This is a genomic window from Ruegeria sp. AD9 (assembly GCF_056542305.1).
Map to the genome: position 1 here is coordinate 1 of NZ_JBQFZP010000018.1, position 20602 is coordinate 20602.

Here is a 20602-nt window from a genome sequence, read left to right on the forward strand (position 1 = left end):
CTGCGGTCAGCGTCGTCTTACCATGGTCAACATGCCCAATCGTGCCGATGTTGACGTGCGGTTTTGTACGCTCAAACTTTTCCTTTGCCATGATGGCCTCCTTTTTCTGTAATGAAGGGAGCCCCGGAACGGCGCTCCCTCAAATCGTCGCTTATGCGTATTTCGCCTGGATCTCGTCCGAGATGTTCTGCGGAACCGGATCGTAGTGGTCGAACTGCATGGTGAACTGGGCACGGCCCGACGACATCGAACGCAGGGTGTTGATGTAGCCGAACATGTTCGCCAGCGGAACAAACGCGTCGATCGCGATTGCGTTGCCGCGGGATTCCTGACCCGACACCTGGCCCCGACGCGAAGTCAGGTCACCGATGATACCGCCGGTGTATTCTTCCGGGGTGATCACTTCGACCTTCATGATCGGTTCCAGCAGCTTCGCGCCAGCTTTGCGCATGCCTTCACGCATACACATACGGGCCGCGATTTCGAATGCCAGAACGCTCGAGTCGACGTCGTGGAACTTACCGTCCAGCAGGGCAACCTTGAAGTCGATCACCGGGAAGCCAGCCAGAGGGCCGCTGTCCATGACCGAGTTGATGCCTTTTTCAACACCGGGGATGTATTCCTTCGGAACGGCACCACCAACGATGCGGCTTTCGAACGAGTAACCTTCGCCTGCCTCGGTGGGCTGGATCTCCAGCTTGACTTCAGCGAACTGACCCGAACCACCCGACTGTTTCTTGTGGGTATAGGTGTGTTCGACCGGCATCGAGATGGTTTCACGATAAGCCACCTGAGGCGCACCGATGTTGGCTTCGACCTTGAACTCGCGCTTGAGACGGTCCACCAGGATGTCCAGGTGAAGTTCGCCCATGCCCTTCATGATGGTCTGACCCGATTCCAGGTCGGTTTCCACGCGGAAGGACGGGTCTTCGGCGGCCAGACGGGCCAGACCCTGAGACATCTTTTCCTGGTCGCCCTTGGTTTTGGGCTCGACCGCGATCTCGATCACCGGATCGGGGAAGGTCATGGTTTCCAGAACCACCGGATCCTTCGGATCGCAGAGGGTGTCACCGGTGGTGGTGTCTTTCAGACCCGCCAGCGCGATGATGTCGCCTGCAAACGCTTCTTCGATCTCTTCCCGGTTGTTGGAGTGCATCATCATCATACGACCGATGCGCTCTTTCTTGCCTTTGGTCGAGTTCAGGATCGAGTCGCCCTTCTGCATGGTGCCCGAATAAACGCGGGTGAAGGTCAGCGAACCGACGAAGGGGTCGTTCATGATTTTGAACGCCAGACCCGAGAAGGCCATGTCGTCATCGGCACGACGTGCGATGTTACGAACTTCTTCCTCGTCGCCGGGTTTGAAGCCCATGTAATCAACAACGTCCAGCGGGCTGGGCAGGTAGTCGATCACAGCGTTGAGCAGCGGCTGAACGCCTTTGTTCTTGAACGCCGAGCCACCCAGAACCGGAACGAAATGCAGCGCCAGCGTACCTTTGCGCAGCAGTTTGCGCAGGGTCGGAACGTCGGGCTCTTCGCCTTCCAGATAGGCCATCATCGCGTCGTCGTCTTCTTCGACGGCCGCTTCGATCATCTTGCCGCGCCATTCGTCAGCCATGTCTTTCAGGCTGTCACGGATCGGAGCTTTGACCCAGCTTGCACCAAGGTCTTCGCCCTGCCACAGCCACTCTTCCATGGTGACGAGGTCAACCAGGCCTTCCAGCTCGGTTTCGGCACCGATCGGAATACCAACCGGAACAGCACGTGCGCCGGTGCGGTCTTCGATCATGCGAACGCAGTTGAAGAAGTCTGCGCCGATCTTGTCCATCTTGTTGACGAAAACCATACGCGGAACCTTGTAGCGGTCAGCCTGACGCCACACGGTTTCGGTCTGGGGTTCAACACCGGCGTTTGCGTCCAGAACGCAGACGGCACCGTCGAGAACCGCCAGCGAGCGTTCAACTTCGATGGTGAAGTCAACGTGGCCGGGGGTGTCGATGATGTTCAGGCGGTGCTTAGGCGTGTCAGCATTCTGACCGTCTTCGGTGCGTTCCCAGAAGGTGGTAGTTGCAGCCGAAGTGATGGTGATGCCGCGTTCCTGCTCCTGCTCCATCCAGTCCATGGTGGCTGCACCATCGTGCACCTCACCGATGTTGTGGGATTTACCAGTGTAATACAGGATACGCTCCGAGCAGGTGGTCTTACCTGCGTCGATGTGCGCCATGATACCGAAGTTACGGTATAGTTCGAGCGGATATTCGCGTGCCATTTGGATAAGCCTCTGGGATTACCAACGGTAATGGCTGAAGGCTTTGTTCGCCTCGGCCATCTTGTGGGTGTCTTCGCGCTTCTTCACGGCGGTACCGCGGGACTGTACAGCGTCCAGCAGCTCACCGGCGAGGCGTTCTTCCATGGTGTTTTCATTGCGGCCGCGCGCAGCGGTGATCAGCCAGCGGATGGCCAGTGCTTCGCGGCGCTCGGGGCGGACTTCGACCGGAACCTGATAGGTTGCACCACCAACCCGGCGCGAGCGAACCTCGACCGACGGTTTGATGTTGTCGAGTGCTTCGTGGAACACTTCGACGGGCGCGCGCTTGATCTTGCTTTCGACGCGGTCAAAGGCGTTGTAGACGATGCGCTCGGCGACCGACTTCTTGCCGTCGATCATCAGGTTGTTCATGAATTTGGTCAGAACCTTATCGCCAAACTTGGCGTCAGGCAGGACTTCGCGTTTTTCGGCGGCGTGACGACGTGACATATCAGCCTCTCCTTCTTACTTGGGACGCTTCGCGCCGTATTTCGAACGGCGTTGCTTACGGTCTTTGACGCCCTGAGTATCCAGAACACCGCGCAGGATGTGGTAACGCACACCGGGAAGGTCTTTCACACGGCCGCCACGGATCAGAACAACCGAGTGTTCCTGAAGGTTGTGGCTTTCACCGGGGATGTACGAGATGACCTCGAACCCGTTGGTCAGGCGCACTTTGGCAACCTTACGCATAGCCGAGTTCGGTTTCTTCGGTGTGGTGGTGTAAACACGTGTGCAGACGCCGCGTTTCTGCGGGCACTGCTCCAGGTGCATGGACTTCGAGCGTTTTACTTTGGGCTGCCGCGGTTTGCGGATCAGCTGTTGAATAGTTGGCATTCCGGTTTCTTCCCCGTTTGCAACACACATGACATGCACGCAACTGGCGTGCGGCTAACTTCGCTGCGCTGATGCGTCCACAAGCGCAAAACCCACGAGCGTTCCCATTCCGAGGTGAACGTCGCGGTTGTTTCTCAGAGGGCGCGAACTGCAAAATTGTCCGGGCCTTGACCAGCTCATTACTGGAATCGGCTATGGGGCGGCCCCCGGCACCGAGATGACGCGCGTAATAGGGGGAGTCGGCCCGAGTGTCAACAGCACGATACCGGTTGCCCGGCAATTGGCTGATCCGGGCCGTGCCGATATGGGTGCGCAGGCTCAACCGGGTTCATAAACCGTCCTGCACCAGAAGCGCCAATGTTGAGCTGAACCCGCAACCGGAGGCCGGGTTTCGCCTTCGGATAACCAGTGTTCAGAGCTTTGTCACGCAGGTTCACGCCGCTTCCCGACGCGCGCGTTCCCGGAACAGCGTAAACAGTCCGGCGGCCACGATCAGTGTCGCACCCAGCATGGTCAGGCCGTCGGGCCATTCATCGAATACGGCCCAGCCCAACCCCAGGGCCCAGATCAGGCTGGAATAGCGAAACGGCGCGATGAACCCGACATCGCCCTGACGCATGACCATGACGCTGAACAGATAGCCCATCAGGACGAACACGGCCGCCGCTGCAACCAAAGAACCCGCAGCGCCGGAAACCGGAACCCATCCTTCGAACACCGAAGCAATCGCGGCGGCCACCGTGATGGAAAGAGACGTCGCCAGTGTCACCACCATTGACGGAACTTGGGGCGACATGCGTCGCGTCACCAGATCGCGAACCGTGATCGAAGCCACTGCGATCAGCGCGTAGATGGAATACAGGCTGAAGCCGTCAGGACCGGGTCTGACGATCAGAACCATGCCGCCAAAACCAATGGCAATCGCCAATATGCGCCGCCAGCCGACCTGTTCGGAAAAGACCAGCGCCGCGCCCAGCGTCACGGTCAGGGGCAGCGCCTGCAGAATGGCCGTCACATTGGCAAGCGGCATGTTCTTGAGCGCTGTCAGGAAAAAGAAGGTGGCCGACAGTTCGGTCAGGCTGCGCAGCGCAACCAGCCACCGGTCGTGGTTTGAGAAATTGAGGTGCAGCGCCCCCAGATAGCGGGCAAGACCGTAGACAAGGAAAACGGCCAGTACGCCCCGCATGGCCACCAGTTGGAACAAAGGCAGTTCCCGAAGCGCGACCTTGACCAAAGTGTCGTTCAGGGTGAAGGCCGCCATGCTGCCCATCATCAGCAAGGCACCTTTGGTGTTTGGGTTCATGTCAGATATGGCCCTGCGCAGAGTGATCGGGCCATTGGCCCAATCGGACAGCCGCCTGTCAACGCATCAAATCAGATCAGCGCAAGAATTGCGCTCTGACGCGTGCGGAGCGTGTCGAAACCGCCCGCTGTGCCCGTATCAAAGACCGGAGACCCGACCGCCTCCGATACCTTCCACAGCCAACCCGGCGCTGAGCGTGTGCGTTGCAATCAACCCACCGGACATGTCCAGAACGCCAAGCTGGTTGCCGTTCTGAAGGGCGACATAAAGCTCGCGGCGTTTGGAGTTGATGCCAAGGCCAAAGCGTTCGATCTGCACCGCTGCGCCGACCGATGGATTGGTCGCGCGGATCGTCCTTAGAACCGTGCCGTTCAAATCCACCTCGGCGATCAGGCGATTGCGGATGAACAGTACATAAAGCGTGCCGGTCGTTTCATCAAAGGCCAGCCCGCCAATCGGCCCCTGTGGCTGGCTGAGGGTTATGTTGCGCACGAATTGGCCGTCGCGGGTCAGTTCCGCGATCATCACCCCGTTCGGATGGTCGAGGAACAGATGGCCGTCGCTGCCCCGAATGGCCAGCCCGCATTCCTTTATGGGGAACTCGTCAGGTGTGATGCCACCGCATCCGGCCGGAACCCGCTGTGCCGCAAAGGTACGCAGGACACGGCCATTTCGGTCAAGCTCCTGTAGCTGGGTACCGGGAAGATTGCGCAGAAAGATCCGCCTTCTCGGCTCATCATAAGCCAGCCCGACGATCGAGCCGGATATCGGGATCAGGCGCGTCGTGCCGTTCGGGATCACGATCTCACGCGATGGCTGGCCCGGCGGCATCCCCACATAGGCATAATCCGTGCAGGCGGCCATCAGGCCCAGACCGAAAACCGAAAATACGCGCGACAGCTTTGTGACAGCTCTCATCATCCACCCCCGTCACCTGTGTGAATTCAAGGCGGATGGTAGCACAGTTTAGGCTAAATCAGAAAAACCCTGCTGTTATTGCAGGTCTCATACAGCAAGCGCGATATGCCAGTGGTCTGGAACTGCCCTAAGTGTGGCGCGCGTTTCAACCCTGCAAAAACAAAAGGCCCCGCGAAATCGCGGGGCCTTCCTTAACTTGTCAATCGGGCGATTACTCGCGGCTTTCGGGTATTTCCACCAGAACATCCAGCTCATCCCCGACCAGATCATCATCCATGATCGGCGCAGCCAGGGCAGCGGCCGCTTCGGCCTCTTCCCGGCGGGCTTCGATCACCACATTGTCGCGCGACTGCGCGATGTGGCGGACGGCCTGAGTTGCCCCACCGGTACCGGCGGGGATCAGGCGACCAACGATGACGTTTTCTTTCAAACCAACCAGCTTGTCCTTTTTGCCCTGCACGGACGCTTCGGTCAGTACGCGGGTGGTTTCCTGGAACGACGCGGCCGAGATGAACGAACGCGTTTGCAGCGAGGCCTTGGTGATCCCCAGAAGGATCGGCTCGCCCTGTGCCGGACGACCACCGCGAGCGATGGTCTTTTCGTTGGCTGCGTCGAACTCCTGCTTGTCGACATGTTCGCCTTTCAGCAGGGTGGTGTCGCCTGAATCCAGGATCTCCCACTTCTGCAGCATCTGGCGCACGATGACTTCGATGTGCTTGTCGTTGATCTTCACGCCTTGCAGACGATACACATCCTGCACTTCGTCGATCATGTAGTTCGCCAGCGCTTCGACACCCATGATGGACAGGATGTCATGCGGAGCCGGGTTACCGTCCATGATGTAGTCGCCCTTCTGTACGAAGTCGCCTTCGACAACAGGGATGTGCTTGCCCTTGGGTACCATGTACTCGATGGGCTCCAGTGACTCGTCAGCCGGTTCGATGGTGATGCGGCGCTTGTTCTTGTAGTCGCGGCCAAAGCGCACGTAACCATCGGCTTCTGCGATGATCGCGTGATCTTTCGGACGGCGGGCTTCGAACAGTTCGGCCACACGCGGCAGACCACCGGTGATGTCCTTGGTCTTGGCACCTTCACGCGGAATACGCGCAACAACGTCACCGGCTTCGATCTTCTGGCCATCTTCGACCGACAGGATCGCATCCACCGACATCGGATAGTGAACCGGGTTGCCCGCATCGTTGCGGACCGGTTCGCCATCGTCACCGACCAGAATGATCTCGGGCTTCAGGTCGCTGCCACGGGGGGCCGCGCGCCAGTCAATCACGATCTTCTGGGTCATGCCTGTTGCTTCGTCGGTCTCGTCACGGACGGCAAGGCCCGAAACCAGGTCGACGTATTTGGTGGCACCGGCTTTCTCGGCGATGATCGGCAGGGTGTAGGGATCCCATTCGAACAGCTTGTCGCCACGGGACACTTTCGCGCCTTCCTTGACGAACAGCTTGGAGCCGTAGCCCAGCTTGTGGTTGGCACGCTCTTCGCCGTGATCGTCCTTGATCACCAGCTTCATGTTCCGGCCCATGACGAGACTTTCGCCTGCGGCATTCACCAGGATCTGCGGGTTCTCGAAGGATACGTTGCCGGCTTGGCTTGCTTCCTGGAACGACTGCTGACCACCTTGCGCAACACCGCCGATGTGGAAGGTCCGCATCGTCAGCTGTGTACCGGGTTCACCGATGGACTGGGCGGCGATGATGCCGACAGCCTCACCCGTGTTCACCATGGTACCGCGAGCAAGGTCACGACCGTAACAGGTGGCACAGACGCCTTCCTCGGACTCGCAGGTCAGAGGCGAGCGGATACGGGTCGACTGAACGCCAGCCTCATCGATGATGTCCGCCATCCGTTCGTCGATCAGCTGACCCGCGGCCACGAGCACCTCTTCCGTGCCCGGACGCAGGATGTCATCGGCAGCCACGCGGCCCAGAATACGCTCGGCCAGAGAGGCGACAACTTCACCGTCGTTGACCGCAGCTTCGGCCGTGATCGCGCGTTCAGTGCCGCAGTCGATCTCGCGAACGATGCAGTCCTGTGCCACGTCCACCAGACGACGGGTCAGGTAACCCGAGTTCGCGGTTTTCAGAGCGGTATCCGACAGACCTTTACGGGCACCGTGGGTCGAGTTGAAGTATTCAAGAACGGTCAGACCTTCCTTGAAGTTCGAGATGATCGGCGTCTCGATGATGTCACCGTTCGGCTTGGCCATCAGGCCCCGCATACCGCCCAGCTGTTTCATCTGAGTGACCGAGCCCCGCGCACCGGAGTGAGCCATCATGTAAACCGAGTTCGGCTCCATGTCCGACCCGTCTTCGGCCTTGGCGACGTTCGAGATGGTGCTCATCATCGCCTCGGTCACGCGGTCGTTACACTTCGACCAGGCATCGACAACCTTGTTGTACTTTTCGCCCTGAGTGATCAGGCCGTCCATGTACTGCTGTTCGAAATCTTTCACCTGATCGCGGGTGTCATCAACGATGCCCCACTTGTCATCAGGAATGACCATGTCGTCCTTGCCGAACGAGATGCCCGCCCTGAACGCTTCTTTGAAGCCCATCGACATGATCTGGTCACAGAAGATAACCGACTCTTTCTGACCGCAGTAGCGGTAGACGGTGTCGATCACCTGCTGCACTTCTTTCTTCCGCAGCAGGCGGTTGACCAGATCGAACGGCGCCTTGTTGTTCATCGGCAGCAGGGCCCCCAGACGCAGACGGCCCGGAGTGGTTTCATAGCGCTTCTGAACTTCGTTGCCTTCTTCGTCGATCTGCGTGATCCGCGCGGTGATTTTGGTGTGCAGATGCACCTCACCCGCGTCCAGCGCGTGCTGAACTTCGTCGATCGAACCAAAGACCTTGCCTTCGCCCGGCATGCCGGCACGTTCCAGCGACACATAGTACAGGCCCAGGATCATGTCCTGCGACGGAACGATAATCGGCGCGCCGTTTGCAGGCGACAGAACGTTGTTCGTCGACATCATCAGAACGCGGGCTTCCAGCTGTGCCTCAAGGCTCAGCGGGACGTGAACGGCCATCTGGTCGCCGTCGAAGTCGGCGTTGAAGGCCGAACAGACCAGCGGGTGCAGCTGGATCGCTTTGCCTTCGATCAGGACCGGTTCGAACGCCTGAATGCCAAGACGGTGCAGCGTCGGCGCACGGTTCAGCATGACAGGGTGTTCACGGATCACCTCGTCGAGGATATCCCAAACTTCGGGACGCTCTTTCTCGACCAGTTTCTTCGCCTGTTTCACGGTCGAAGACAGACCTTTGGCTTCAAGGCGCGAGTAGATGAACGGCTTGAACAGCTCCAGCGCCATCTTCTTGGGCAGACCACACTGGTGCAGCTTAAGCTCCGGACCGGTCACGATGACCGAACGGCCCGAGAAGTCGACGCGTTTCCCCAGAAGGTTCTGACGGAAGCGGCCCTGCTTGCCTTTCAGCATGTCCGACAGCGATTTCAGCGGACGCTTGTTGGCGCCGGTGATCACCCGGCCACGACGGCCGTTGTCAAACAGAGCATCCACGGATTCCTGCAACATCCGCTTTTCGTTGCGGACGATGATGTCAGGCGCGCGCAATTCGATCAGACGCTTCAGACGGTTGTTCCGGTTGATCACGCGGCGATAGAGATCGTTCAGATCCGACGTCGCGAAACGGCCACCATCCAGCGGAACCAGCGGACGCAGTTCCGGCGGAATGACCGGGATCACGGTCATCACCATCCATTCAGGCCGGTTGCCCGACTCGAGGAAGGATTCAACAACCTTCAGACGCTTGATGATCTTCTTGGGCTTCAACTCGCCTGTGGCTTCGGCCAGATCAGCGCGCAGCTGCTCGGCTTCGGCTTCCAGATCGATCTGGGCCAGCATCTCACGGATGGCTTCGGCACCGATATTGGCGGTGAACGCGTCCATGCCAAAGGCATCCTGCGCATCCATGTACTCTTCTTCGGTCAGCATCTGGCCGTAGGTCAGGTCGGTCAGACCGGGCTCGATAACGACGTAGTTTTCAAAGTACAGAACGCGTTCCAGATCGCGCAGCGTCATGTCCAGCATCAGACCGATGCGGGACGGCAGCGATTTCAGGAACCAGATGTGTGCAACGGGCGCGGCCAGTTCGATGTGGCCCATACGCTCGCGGCGGACTTTTTGCAGGGTGACTTCCACGCCGCATTTTTCGCAGACAACGCCGCGATACTTCATCCGCTTATATTTGCCGCACAGACATTCGTAATCTTTGATCGGGCCAAAGATGCGCGCACAGAACAGACCGTCACGTTCAGGCTTGAACGTCCGGTAGTTGATGGTTTCGGGTTTCTTGATCTCACCATAGGACCAAGACAGGATCCGTTCGGGCGACGCCAGCGAGACCTTGATCTCGTCGAAGACCTTCGGGGGCGTCAGCGGGTTGAACGGGTTGTTGGTGATTTCCTGGTTCATTTTGATACCTCAAATTTTGCGGAAGGGGGGACGGAAGGAAGGGCCGAGGCCCTTACTCCTCAACCTCCGCATCCAGGAGTTCCATATTCAGGCCGAGGCCGCGGACTTCTTTCACCAGAACGTTGAACGATTCCGGTACGCCCGCTTCAAAGTTATCCTCGCCCTTGACGATCGACTCATAGACCTTGGTCCGGCCGGCGACGTCATCCGATTTCACCGTCAGCATCTCTTGCAGGGTGTAGGCGGCGCCGTAAGCTTCCAGAGCCCAGACTTCCATCTCACCAAAGCGCTGGCCACCGAACTGCGCCTTACCACCCAGCGGCTGCTGGGTCACCAGGCTATAGGGCCCGGTCGAACGCGCGTGGATCTTGTCGTCCACAAGGTGGTGCAGTTTGAGCAGGTACTTGATGCCCACGGTGACCGGACGCGCAAATTGCTCACCCGTACGACCGTCGAACAGGATCGACTGACCGCTCTGTGAGAAACCGGCACGCACCAGCGCGTCGTTGACGTCAGCCTCTTTGGCACCGTCAAAGACGGGGGTTGCGATCGGAACACCGCGGGTCACGTTGCCCGCTGCTTCGACCAGCGTCTCCTCGTCCATGCCGGTGATGCCTTCTTCGTAGACATCTTCGCCATAGGCCAGCTTCATCGCCTCGCGCACCGGGGTCAGGTCGCCGGACCGGCGGTACTCACCCAGAGCCTCATCGATGTTCAGACCCAGACCGCGCGCGGCCCAACCCATGTGGGTTTCAAGGATCTGACCCACGTTCATACGCGAAGGCACACCCAGCGGGTTCAGACAGAAGTCGACCGGCGTACCATCGGCCAGGAACGGCATGTCTTCCATCGGAACAACCTTGGAGATCACACCTTTGTTCCCGTGACGACCGGCCATCTTGTCGCCCGGCTGCAACTTGCGCTTTACGGCAATGAAGACTTTGACCATCTTCATCACACCCGGCGGCAGGTCGTCGCCACGGCGGACCTTCTCGACCTTATCCTCGAAACGGGCGTCCAGAGCGCGCTTTTGCACTTCGTACTGCTCGTTCAGGGCCTCGACGATCTGTGCGTCCTGCTCGTCTTCCAGAGCCAGCTGCCACCATTGACCACGGGTCAGGGTGTCCAGCAGCTCCTCGGTGATCACCGACCCTGCCTTGACACCTTTCGGGCCTTTGACCGCAGTTTTACCCAGGATCAGACCTTGCAGACGCGCATAGATGTTGCGGTCAAGGATCGCCAGCTCGTCGTCCCGGTCACGGGCCAGACGTTCGACTTCCTCACGCTCGATCTGCAGCGCACGCTCGTCTTTCTCGACGCCGTGACGGTTGAAGACGCGCACCTCGACGACCGTACCGTAATCGCCCGGCTTCACGCGCAGCGAGGTGTCGCGCACGTCAGATGCTTTTTCGCCAAAGATGGCGCGCAGCAGCTTTTCTTCCGGGGTCATCGGGCTTTCGCCCTTCGGAGTGATCTTGCCGACCAGAATATCGCCCGGCTCGACATCCGCACCGATGTAAACGATGCCCGCCTCGTCGAGGTTGCGCAGCGCTTCTTCACCGACGTTCGGAATGTCGCGGGTGATCTCTTCCGGGCCCAGCTTGGTGTCACGGGCGGCGACTTCGAATTCCTCGATATGGACCGAGGTAAAGACGTCATCACGCGCGATACGTTCTGAGATCAGGATCGAGTCTTCGTAGTTGTAGCCGTTCCACGGCATGAACGCGACGACCACGTTCTTGCCAAGGGCCAGTTCACCCATATCGGTCGACGGACCGTCGGCAATGACCTCGCCCTTCTGGACGGTGTCACCCACCTTTATCAGCGGACGCTGGTTGATGCAGGTGTTCTGGTTCGAACGCTGGAATTTGCGCAGACGATAGATGTCAACGCCAGCGTCGCCCAGTTCCAGATCCTCGGTGGCGCGGATAACGATACGCTGGGCATCGACCTGGTCGATGATTCCGGCGCGTTTCGCCTGAATCGCAGCACCCGAGTCGATCGCAACCTTTTCCTCGATCCCGGTACCGACCAGCGGTGCCTCGGCCCGCAGCAGCGGAACCGCCTGACGTTGCATGTTCGAGCCCATCAGAGCGCGGTTTGCGTCGTCATTTTCAAGGAACGGGATCAGCGATGCAGCAACCGAGACCAGCTGCTTCGGCGACACGTCGATCAGGTCCACATTCTCGCGCGGGGCAAGGGTGTAGTCGCCTGCCTGACGGGTCGAAACCAGATCATTGATGAACTTGCCGTTCTTGTCCAGCGTCGCGTTCGCCTGCGCCACGGTATGACGCATTTCCTCGGTCGCGGACATGTAGTGAACCTCATCAGTCACCTCGGCGTTCTTGACAACGCGGTAAGGTGTTTCGATGAAGCCATACTTGTTCACGCGGGCAAAGGTGGCCAGCGAGTTGATCAGACCGATGTTCGGACCTTCCGGCGTTTCAATCGGGCACATCCGGCCATAGTGGGTCGGGTGCACGTCGCGTACCTCAAAGCCCGCACGTTCACGCGTCAGACCACCGGGGCCAAGCGCCGAGAGACGGCGTTTATGGGTGACTTCCGACAGCGGGTTGGTCTGGTCCATGAACTGCGACAGCTGCGACGAGCCGAAGAATTCGCGCACAGCAGCAGCAGCCGGTTTCGCGTTGATCAGGTCCTGCGGCATGACGGTGTCGATCTCGACCGACGACATACGCTCTTTGATCGCGCGCTCCATGCGCAGCAGACCGACGCGGTACTGGTTTTCCATCAGTTCGCCGACCGAACGCACACGACGATTGCCGAGGTGGTCGATATCGTCCACGTCGCCCTTGCCATCGCGCAGCTCGACCAGAGCCTTGACGCAGGCCACGATGTCTTCGCGGCGCAGGGTGCGCAGGGTATCCGGTGCGTCCAGTGCCAGGCGCATGTTCATCTTCACGCGGCCAACAGCGGACAGGTCATACCGCTCGCTGTCGAAGAACAGGGTGTCGAACAGGGCCGACGCCGCTTCGACGGTGGGCGGCTCACCCGGACGCATGACGCGGTAGATATCCATGAGCGCGGTTTCACGGCCCATATTCTTATCTGCGGCCATGGTGTTGCGCATGTAGGGACCAACATTGACGTTGTCGATGTCGAGAACCGGGATATCGGTGATGCCCGCGTCGATCAGTTCCTTCGCGGTACCGCCGATCAGGTCGCCATCCTTGTCATATTCCAGCGTCAGTTCGTCACCGGCTTCGACATAGATCGCGCCGTTTTCTTCGTTGATGATGTCCTTGGCGACAAACTTGCCAACGATGTGATCGAACGGAACCAGCAGTTCGGTGACGGTGCCCTCATCGATCAGCTTTTTGACCGCGCGCGGGGTGACTTTCTTGCCTGCCTCGGCAATCACCTCACCTGATTTCGCGTCGATCAGGTCATAGGTCGGGCGGGTGCCGCGAACACGCTCGGGGAAGAACGGCGTGACCCAGCCCTTCTTCTTTTCCAGCTTGTAGGAAACGGTGTTGTAATACGCGTCCATGATCGCTTCCTGATCCATACCCAGCGCATAAAGCAGGGTTGTCACAGGCAGTTTGCGGCGGCGGTCGATACGGGCGAACACGATATCCTTGGCGTCGAACTCGAAGTCCAGCCAGCTGCCGCGATACGGGATGATGCGGCAGGCAAACAGCAGCTTGCCCGAGGAATGGGTTTTACCCTTGTCGTGATCAAAGAACACGCCGGGCGAACGGTGCATCTGGGAGACGATCACACGCTCGGTGCCGTTGACGACAAAGGTGCCGTTCGGGGTCATCAGGGGTATATCGCCCATGAAGACATCCTGTTCCTTGATGTCTTTTACCGATTTCGCGCCGGTGTCCTCATCGACATCGAACACGATCAGGCGCAGGGTAACCTTCAGCGGTGCGCTGTAGGTCATGTCGCGCTGCATGCACTCTTCGACGTCGTATTTGGGTTTTTCCAGATCGTATTTCACAAACTCCAGAACGGAGGTTTCGTTGAAATCCTTGATCGGGAAAACCGACTGGAACACGCCTTTGATGCCTTCGCCGTCTGTGGGCTGTTCTGCATCGCCGGAGCGCAGGAAAAGATCATAAGAAGATTTCTGTACCTCAATGAGGTTCGGCATCTCCAGCACTTCGCGGATTTTGCCGTAATATTTACGAAGACGTTTCTGGCCAAGGAACGTTTGAGCCATGTCAGATGTCACCTTTCGATGTTCTCAGCGGGCAAAGACACCGTCGGGCCCCGGCATCTTGCACAATCGAGACAACACGTCCGGATCAATTCGTGGCCACCGTCCCGAAGGCGGCCTCCCGATCCGAAAACCGTGTCTTAGAAAACGCCCCATTCTGTGAGGCCCTTTCTAAGACAGGTTCGGCTGGACCCGGATTTCTCCGGATCCAGCCAAAATTTTCGGCGCATCAGCGATGCGCCTGAGACCAGGCTTAGGCCAGCTCGACTTCGGCGCCAGCTGCTTCCAGCTTGGCTTTGACGTCTTCGGCTTCGTCTTTCGACACGCCTTCTTTGATCTTGCCGCCAGCTTCGACCAGTTCCTTGGCTTCTTTCAGGCCCAGACCGGTGATGCCGCGAACTTCTTTGATCACGTTGATTTTCGAAGCGCCGGCGTTCTTCAGAACGACGTCGAATTCGGTTTTTTCTTCCTCAGCTGCGCCACCGGCGTCGCCACCAGCTGCTGCGACCATTACGGCGCCGCCAGCTGCGGGCTCGATGCCGTATTCGTCTTTGAGGATGGTTTTCAGTTCTTGTGCTTCCAGCAGGGTCAGACCCACGATGCTTTCTGCGAGTGCTTTCAGATCAGCCATTTTATCAGCTCTTTCCGTTTACAATGTGTGTTCCAACGTCAGGGTAGGTACCCTACGCAGATCATTCAGTGCCAACCGCTTACGCAGCTTCCGCCTTCTCTTCGATGGTGGAAAGGATGCTTGCGATATTGCTTGCAGGTGCGCCAATCGCGCCGGCGATGTTCGAAGCAGGTGCGCCAATGCAGCCCACGATCGAAGCAATAAGCTCCTCGCGAGACGGCATTTTCGAAACGGCTTCAACGCCTTTGCGGTCCAGAGCGTTCTCGCCCATAGCACCGCCGAGGATTTCAAATTTCTTGTTATCCTTGGCGAAGTCCTCGGCCACCTTGGCTGCTGCCACGGGGTCCTCGGAATAGGTCAGAACGGTCATCCCTGTCAGCAGGTCGGCCATGCTTGCACACGGCTTACCCTCGAGGGCGATTTTGGCGAGCCTGTTCTTGGCAACACGCACGGAGCCACCCGCGTCACGGGCACGTGCGCGAAGGTCCTGCATCTCGGCAACTGTCAGACCGGCGTAGTGAGCAACCACTACGACGCCAGAGCTTTCGAAGATTTGGCCGAGTTCCTCGACCACTTTCTCTTTCTGGGCTCTATCCACAGTTCTCTCCAAGTTAGGGGTGAGATCTCACCCCGGCTCATATTTGCCGCGGCTTGCGCCCCGGCGTTCAGGTCCGTTGTTACGGGATTGGCCAAAATTCGCCCGAGGGTGGGACCCTCAGAATTCTTTGGTCTTACCCGTCTCAGGCAGGGAATTAAGGGGCCATATGGCACCACCCACCGTCTTGGACGAAACAAAATAAAGCGCACGACGAATCGCACGCTTTATTCCGCAGGTCTACTTAGGACAGATGGCCGGGGTTTCCAAGAGGTAAATTGTGATAAATCAAACGAAACAAGGGATGACCAAAACAACAAGATCCATTGCGCTGACGAGCAATTGATTAGGTCGAATTACAGGGTTGAGCGCAAAATAGTTCGTGACATTGTTCCAACTTCAAGACTATAACCCGACAATTTTTCTCAGAAACAAGACGAAGCAGAAAAAATGTGTAGAATTGCCGCCTATTGCGGACCAAGTATTCCGCTTGAAAACATCGTCATCCGGCCCCAGCATTCATTGCTGGAGCAAAGCCAGCATGCGGCCGAGGCAAAGCTTGCCGTCAATGGCGATGGCTTCGGTATGGCCTGGTACGCGGATCAGGATCGTCCCGGCCTGTACAGGGATGTCCTGCCCGCGTGGTCGGATGGTAACCTGGTCGACCTTTGCAGGATGATAAAATCCTCGCTGTTTCTGGCCCATGTCCGCGCGTCGACATTCGGCGAAGTGTCGCGCGCAAACTGCCACCCTTTTACATTTGGCAAATGGTCCTTCATGCACAATGGTCAGATCGGAGAGTTCGGGCGTTTGCGCAGACGGCTAGAATCCTCACTGCCGGACGAGCTTTATGCGGCGCGGCGCGGGTCGACGGATTCAGAGCTTCTGTTTCTGCTGCTGCTGGCCAACGGGCTGGATGATGCGCCGCAGGACGCTGTTGTCGCAACTCTGCGTCAGATCGATGCGCTTGACAGTCATCGGACGCAACCGGATCGCATGGCCGTCGCCTTTTCGGATGGACAGAGCCTGTATGCGTTCCGATATTCCAGCGACCAGCGCAGCCCGTCCCTGTATTTCGGGGAAGGGCTGGACCACGGCGGCAAGGTCATTGCATCCGAACCTCTGGACAAGGGCACAGGAAAATGGACGCCCATTGAAGACCGGAGTTTCTTTACCCTGACCGGCGAAACTGCCAGCCACACCGCGTTGCCGTTCAGCTAATCGAAAACGGGCGGTCCGATTGGACCGCCCGCAACATTGCTTTAGCGTAGATCAGGCTTATTCGCCCGAAGCTTCTGCCACATCAACGGTCACGCCGGGGCCCATGGTCGAGCTCAGCGCGATTTTCTTCATGTAGGTGCCTTTGGCGCCCGACGGCTTGGCCCGGGCAACAGCCGAGACGAAGGCGCGAATGTTTTCGGCCAGCTTGGCGTCATCGAACGATGCTTTGCCAACGCCTGCGTGCACAACGCCGCCTTTTTCCGCCTTGAACTGAACTTCACCGCCTTTGGCTGCTTCCACGGCTGCTTTCACATCCATGGTCACGGTGCCAACCTTGGGGTTCGGCATCAGGTTACGGGGGCCCAGAACCTTACCCAAACGACCGACGATCGGCATCATGTCCGGGGTTGCAATGCAACGATCGAATTCGATGGTGCCGCCCTGAATGGTTTCCATCAGGTCTTCTGCGCCAACGATATCCGCGCCTGCTTCTTTCGCTTCGTCAGCCTTCGCGCCACGTGCGAACACAGCAACGCGCATGTCTTTGCCTGTGCCGTTCGGCAGGCCGACAACGCCGCGCACCATCTGGTCTGCGTGACGGGTGTCAACGCCCAGGTTCATCGCGATTTCGATGGTCTCGTCGAATTTCGAAGTTGCATTGGCTTTGACCAGAGCAACAGCTTCGTCCACCGACAGGTTTTCCTTGCCAGCGACGGCTTCGCGCGCAGCGCGGGTACGTTTACCGAGTTTTGCCATCTTACTTCACCTCGATGCCCATGGAGCGGGCCGAGCCCAGGATGATCTGCATTGCGCCTTCGATGTCGTTGGCGTTCAGATCTTTCATTTTGGCTTCGGCGATTTCACGAACCTGCTTCGAGGTCACGGTTGCGATCGTTTCACGACCGGGATTTTCCGCTCCACGAGGGCGGTTCCGCTTGCCAACCGGCTTCAGACCAGCTGCTTTTTTCAGGTAGTAAGACGCCGGCGGCGTCTTGATGTCCATGGTGAAGGACTTGTCCTGATAGTAGGTGATCACGGTCGGGCACGGCGCGCCGGGCTCCATATCTGCGGTCTTGGCGTTGAACGCCTTGCAGAATTCCATGATGTTGATGCCGCGCTGACCCAGCGCCGGACCAACCGGCGGCGACGGGTTCGCCTGACCTGCAGGAACCTGCAGTTTCATTGTACCAGCAAGCTTCTTGGCCATTTGGTTTTCCTTTCAACTAAGGTGAAACGCGTCTCACCCAGATTATGTTGCGTGGTCCGGCCCGGGATCGCGATCCCGGTAACCTCCCACGAGAGAATCTCGCCCGAAGACGATGGGGCGGCGTTTACAGGGGATCATGGGGGTTGGCAAGTGGCCCGCCATTCAATTCGGGATCACCGAATCGAGTTTCAAATCGATAAACACCGGCGTCGACGCGCCATGGCGGGAAATTGCTGGTCATTCCGGTCAAACTCAGGAAATCCCAGGCGGCCTGTAAAACGAGGTTTCGCGCTATATTAAGGGTTTATTTTGCTTGAAAAAACCGGAGCGAACCCGGCGCCCGACCGACAGACTGCTGTGGCTTCGTTCCTTGCGCCGCATAAGTAACCGCGCCATGCTGCGGCTGTGCTATAATCGGGGAAAACAAATTTGTTCGGAGGTTCGTCATGATTATTCGTTTATTAACTATGCTTGTCGCCGCACTGTCTTTTGCGGCGTCCGTTCCCCAGACCGCAAGGGCCGATGCGGGCGACTTCATCGGCGGTGCTGTCGTTGGCGGGGTCGTCGGATACGCGATCGGCAAGGACCAGCAAAAGAAAAAGTCCCGGTCTTCAAGCCAGACCTACCGGTCGGGCATTCCGTCCACCTCGCAAGGGGCGCAGACACAGACCGCGCTCAACTATTTCGGCTATAATGCCGGGCGTGTCGATGGGCAGGTCGGGCATGGGACCCGGTCGGCGATCGAACGCTATCAGGTGTCTATGGGCTATCCTGTGAATGGCTATGATTTCCAGCCCTATCAGTATGACTTTCTGATGCAGGCCTATTACTGGGCGACAAGCGGTGGGCAGGCGGCAACCCAGCTTTCGGGTCAACCGCTTTTGATGGCCTATCGGCAACAGGTGCAAACCGGCTCTGCCTTGGCGGCGGCGCCTCAGACCCAGGCCCCGGCCATCCCGGTTATCACGCCTCAACAGGCCGAACCCGCAACAAGCGCCGCTGAAGCTACGACAGCCAGCCTGCCGAGCCTGTTTTCCGGCGGTACCGGAGGCCCATCGTTAGCCAATCGGTGCAGCGGGGTCATGCTGCAAACGTCGACCAATGGCGGCTATACGACCCTGTCGAACATGTCCGATCCTGACTTTGCGCTCAGCGAGCAATTCTGCCTTGCCCGCAGCTATGCGATGGCACAGGGTGAAGAACTGATGCAGGACATCCAGGGCCTTACACCCGATCAGGTCGCAGCCCAGTGCGCCGCCTATGGCGACATGCTGGCACCGCAAGTTGACGCGCTGTCTATCAACTCGAAATCAGAGGCTGAAACCCAGGTGCGCAAGCTTGCCTTGGATTCGGGTCTAAGCCCTGCTGATCTTGCCGCGACCAGCAAGGTCTGCCTTGCGATGGGATATCGTCAGGACAACATGGATACCGCGGTTGGCTCCGCGCTGATGCTGGTTGCCATGGGTGAACCCGCATACGGAGAACTGGTCGGTCACCACCTGCGCGAAGGCTTTGGTGTCCAGGCGCGCCGCGACCTTGCGATGCAGTGGTATGATGCAAGCCTTTCGGCGCTGGATTCCGGGTCGCAGGCGGTTTTCCTGCCATCCCAGACCGACCGCCCGCAGCTTTTGCGCGCAGCCATGGTTCAGTCGCAGTAAGCCCATTTGAAAACTGTATCGGCCCGTGTAGGGCTGAAACTGAAAACGCCGCGATGCTTTGACATCGCGGCGTTTCGAATTTCTCTGGCAGAACGCTTAGCTTTGCTTGGTGACCTGCGTGAAGTCCAGCTCGACCGGGGTTTCGCGGCCAAAAATCGACACCGAAACCTTCAGCTTTTGCGCTTCGTCGTCCACGCCTTCGACCATGCCGTCGAAATCCTCGAACGGGCCGTCGTTGACCTTGACCTTTTCGCCGATCTCGAAGGTGATCATCAGCTTGGGCGCTTCTTCGCCTTCCTGAACGCGGTTGAGGATCTGGTTCACCTCGGCGTCGCGCATCGGCATCGGGCGACCCTGCGGACCCAGAAAACCGGTGACGCGGTTGATCGAGTTGATCAGATGATAGCCCTGATCCGACATTTCCATATGCACCAGCACGTAACCCGGCATAAAGCGGCGTTCGGTGGTGACCTTCTTGCCCCGGCGCACTTCGATCACCTCTTCGGTGGGCACCAGAACTTCGTCGATATCGTTCTCAAGGCCCTGTTCAGCCACCGACGTGCGGATCTGCTCTGCGATCTTCTTTTCGAAATTCGAAAGAACGCTGACCGAGTACCACCGTTTCGCCATGAACCTGTCGTCCTTGTTTGTCTTCGGGGCATCAAATCTTGCGGACACACCCGTCATTTAAATCCTGTCACGTCATCCGGAATAAAAAGCGGCGCGTGACCCGAATCGCCACACGCCCATTCCGAATATGCGTCACCTACTCTGACATCGCGCGAGGTGCAAGGGGCAGTCGTATTTGCCCCCGCCTGAACCGGCTTAGCCGAAAGCGCCCAGAACCAGCTGAAGGCCGCCCCGGATACCCAGATCGACCAAAGCAAAAAACACAGCTGTCAGCGCCGCCATGATGAAGACCATGACCGTGGTCAACAGCACTTCGCGCCGGGTCGGCCAGACGACCTTGGAAACTTCGGCACGGACTTGCTGAATGAACTGGATCGGGTTGGTGGTGGCCATTTGGCGTGTTCTCTCTGCTTGCGGATGGGCCGGACATAGCCGGGCATTGCGGCAATTTCAAGGGCGCTTGGATGAACTCTGCGCATATCGGGCGATTGGTCAGGGTTTGGGTTTGTCGTCCCACTCGTCACTCAGGATGCGGCGCGCGTCGCCATCGGGGTCTTCGTACTGATTGGAACGAACGGTATAGATAAAGGCGACCAGACCAACGCCCCCCAGAAACAGGGATATCGGGATCAGATAGGCAAGCACTTCCATCAGG

Annotated in this window: 17 protein-coding genes; 2 read left to right on the forward strand and 15 right to left on the reverse strand. The window is 58.5% G+C overall.

The window, feature by feature from the left end:
* The 10 genes from ACR0AM_RS18620 to rplJ all read right to left on the reverse strand — a co-directional run.
* Positions 1-91: GTP-binding protein (locus tag ACR0AM_RS18620; protein ID WP_215675807.1), on the reverse strand; the 91-nt coding region annotated here is incomplete at its 3' end.
* Positions 92-151: 60 nt separating this feature from the next.
* A complete protein-coding gene (fusA, locus tag ACR0AM_RS18625; protein ID WP_480474062.1) occupies positions 152-2269 on the reverse strand; it encodes an elongation factor G in 2118 nt (705 codons plus the stop codon).
* 18 nt (positions 2270-2287) lie between these two features.
* Positions 2288-2758 carry a 30S ribosomal protein S7 gene (gene rpsG, locus ACR0AM_RS18630; RefSeq protein WP_093964348.1) on the reverse strand — a complete coding sequence of 157 codons (471 nt, stop codon included), beginning with the start codon at positions 2756-2758 and terminating at the stop codon, positions 2288-2290.
* A 15-nt stretch (positions 2759-2773) separates the two neighbouring features.
* A complete protein-coding gene (gene rpsL, locus ACR0AM_RS18635; RefSeq protein WP_005621086.1) occupies positions 2774-3145 on the reverse strand; it encodes a 30S ribosomal protein S12 in 372 nt (123 codons plus the stop codon).
* Between the two features lie 433 nt (positions 3146-3578).
* Positions 3579-4448, reverse strand: a complete 870-nt coding sequence (locus ACR0AM_RS18640) for a DMT family transporter (RefSeq protein ID WP_480520910.1) — start codon at positions 4446-4448, stop codon at positions 3579-3581.
* Between the two features lie 138 nt (positions 4449-4586).
* Positions 4587-5366: a hypothetical protein gene (locus tag ACR0AM_RS18645; RefSeq protein WP_480623689.1), complete on the reverse strand. Its 780-nt coding sequence runs from the start codon at positions 5364-5366 to the stop codon at positions 4587-4589.
* A gap of 211 nt (positions 5367-5577) precedes the next feature.
* Complete coding sequence (gene rpoC / locus ACR0AM_RS18650) at positions 5578-9819, reverse strand: DNA-directed RNA polymerase subunit beta' (protein ID WP_480623690.1); 4242 nt, start codon at positions 9817-9819, stop codon at positions 5578-5580.
* Between the two features lie 52 nt (positions 9820-9871).
* Entirely contained in the window at positions 9872-14008 is a 4137-nt protein-coding gene (gene rpoB, locus ACR0AM_RS18655) for a DNA-directed RNA polymerase subunit beta (RefSeq protein WP_480623691.1), read from the reverse strand.
* Positions 14009-14258: 250 nt separating this feature from the next.
* Positions 14259-14636, reverse strand: a complete 378-nt coding sequence (gene rplL / locus ACR0AM_RS18660) for a 50S ribosomal protein L7/L12 (RefSeq protein ID WP_209507787.1) — start codon at positions 14634-14636, stop codon at positions 14259-14261.
* Positions 14637-14715: 79 nt separating this feature from the next.
* Positions 14716-15234, reverse strand: coding sequence for a 50S ribosomal protein L10 (gene rplJ / locus ACR0AM_RS18665; protein ID WP_209507785.1), 519 nt, complete (start codon positions 15232-15234; stop codon positions 14716-14718).
* A gap of 447 nt (positions 15235-15681) precedes the next feature.
* On the opposite strand from rplJ, the gene ACR0AM_RS18670 reads away from it, so the two are divergent.
* Positions 15682-16452 carry a class II glutamine amidotransferase gene (locus ACR0AM_RS18670; protein WP_480520914.1) on the forward strand — a complete coding sequence of 257 codons (771 nt, stop codon included), beginning with the start codon at positions 15682-15684 and terminating at the stop codon, positions 16450-16452.
* Between the two features lie 57 nt (positions 16453-16509).
* Here the strand turns inward: ACR0AM_RS18670 and rplA are convergent, their stop codons facing one another.
* Both rplA and rplK read right to left on the reverse strand, forming a co-directional pair.
* Complete coding sequence (gene rplA, locus ACR0AM_RS18675; RefSeq protein WP_480474068.1) at positions 16510-17208, reverse strand: 50S ribosomal protein L1; 699 nt, start codon at positions 17206-17208, stop codon at positions 16510-16512.
* A gap of 1 nt (position 17209) precedes the next feature.
* Positions 17210-17659 (reverse strand): 50S ribosomal protein L11, encoded by a 450-nt coding sequence (rplK, locus tag ACR0AM_RS18680; RefSeq protein ID WP_480474069.1) that lies wholly within the window; start codon positions 17657-17659, stop codon positions 17210-17212.
* Positions 17660-18105: 446 nt separating this feature from the next.
* Here rplK and ACR0AM_RS18685 point away from each other — a divergent pair, with 446 nt between their 5' ends.
* Positions 18106-19317, forward strand: coding sequence for a peptidoglycan-binding domain-containing protein (locus tag ACR0AM_RS18685; RefSeq protein ID WP_480474070.1), 1212 nt, complete (start codon positions 18106-18108; stop codon positions 19315-19317).
* 96 nt (positions 19318-19413) lie between these two features.
* Here the strand turns inward: ACR0AM_RS18685 and nusG are convergent, their stop codons facing one another.
* The 3 genes from nusG to ccoS all read right to left on the reverse strand — a co-directional run bounded on the left by nusG (position 19414) and on the right by ccoS (position 20598).
* Complete coding sequence (gene nusG / locus ACR0AM_RS18690; RefSeq protein WP_209507773.1) at positions 19414-19947, reverse strand: transcription termination/antitermination protein NusG; 534 nt, start codon at positions 19945-19947, stop codon at positions 19414-19416.
* Positions 19948-20142: 195 nt separating this feature from the next.
* Complete coding sequence (secE, locus tag ACR0AM_RS18695; protein WP_480474071.1) at positions 20143-20340, reverse strand: preprotein translocase subunit SecE; 198 nt, start codon at positions 20338-20340, stop codon at positions 20143-20145.
* 99 nt (positions 20341-20439) lie between these two features.
* Complete coding sequence (gene ccoS / locus ACR0AM_RS18700; protein WP_209507770.1) at positions 20440-20598, reverse strand: cbb3-type cytochrome oxidase assembly protein CcoS; 159 nt, start codon at positions 20596-20598, stop codon at positions 20440-20442.
* Positions 20599-20602 lie beyond the last annotated feature (4 nt).

Coding starts and splice junctions, on each gene's coding strand:
- rplK (WP_480474069.1), bottom strand. CDS start 17,659: ATGGCCAAGAAGCTTGCTGGTACAATGAAACTGCAGGTTCCTGCAGGT.
- ACR0AM_RS18645 (WP_480623689.1), bottom strand. CDS start 5,366: ATGAGAGCTGTCACAAAGCTGTCGCGCGTATTTTCGGTTTTCGGTCTG.
- rpoC (WP_480623690.1), bottom strand. CDS start 9,819: ATGAACCAGGAAATCACCAACAACCCGTTCAACCCGCTGACGCCCCCG.
- ACR0AM_RS18670 (WP_480520914.1), top strand. CDS start 15,682: ATGTGTAGAATTGCCGCCTATTGCGGACCAAGTATTCCGCTTGAAAAC.
- rplL (WP_209507787.1), bottom strand. CDS start 14,636: ATGGCTGATCTGAAAGCACTCGCAGAAAGCATCGTGGGTCTGACCCTG.
- ACR0AM_RS18685 (WP_480474070.1), top strand. CDS start 18,106: ATGATTATTCGTTTATTAACTATGCTTGTCGCCGCACTGTCTTTTGCG.
- secE (WP_480474071.1), bottom strand. CDS start 20,340: ATGGCCACCACCAACCCGATCCAGTTCATTCAGCAAGTCCGTGCCGAA.
- fusA (WP_480474062.1), bottom strand. CDS start 2,269: ATGGCACGCGAATATCCGCTCGAACTATACCGTAACTTCGGTATCATG.
- rpsG (WP_093964348.1), bottom strand. CDS start 2,758: ATGTCACGTCGTCACGCCGCCGAAAAACGCGAAGTCCTGCCTGACGCC.
- ACR0AM_RS18640 (WP_480520910.1), bottom strand. CDS start 4,448: ATGAACCCAAACACCAAAGGTGCCTTGCTGATGATGGGCAGCATGGCG.
- nusG (WP_209507773.1), bottom strand. CDS start 19,947: ATGGCGAAACGGTGGTACTCGGTCAGCGTTCTTTCGAATTTCGAAAAG.
- rplA (WP_480474068.1), bottom strand. CDS start 17,208: ATGGCAAAACTCGGTAAACGTACCCGCGCTGCGCGCGAAGCCGTCGCT.
- ccoS (WP_209507770.1), bottom strand. CDS start 20,598: ATGGAAGTGCTTGCCTATCTGATCCCGATATCCCTGTTTCTGGGGGGC.
- rpsL (WP_005621086.1), bottom strand. CDS start 3,145: ATGCCAACTATTCAACAGCTGATCCGCAAACCGCGGCAGCCCAAAGTA.
- rpoB (WP_480623691.1), bottom strand. CDS start 14,008: ATGGCTCAAACGTTCCTTGGCCAGAAACGTCTTCGTAAATATTACGGC.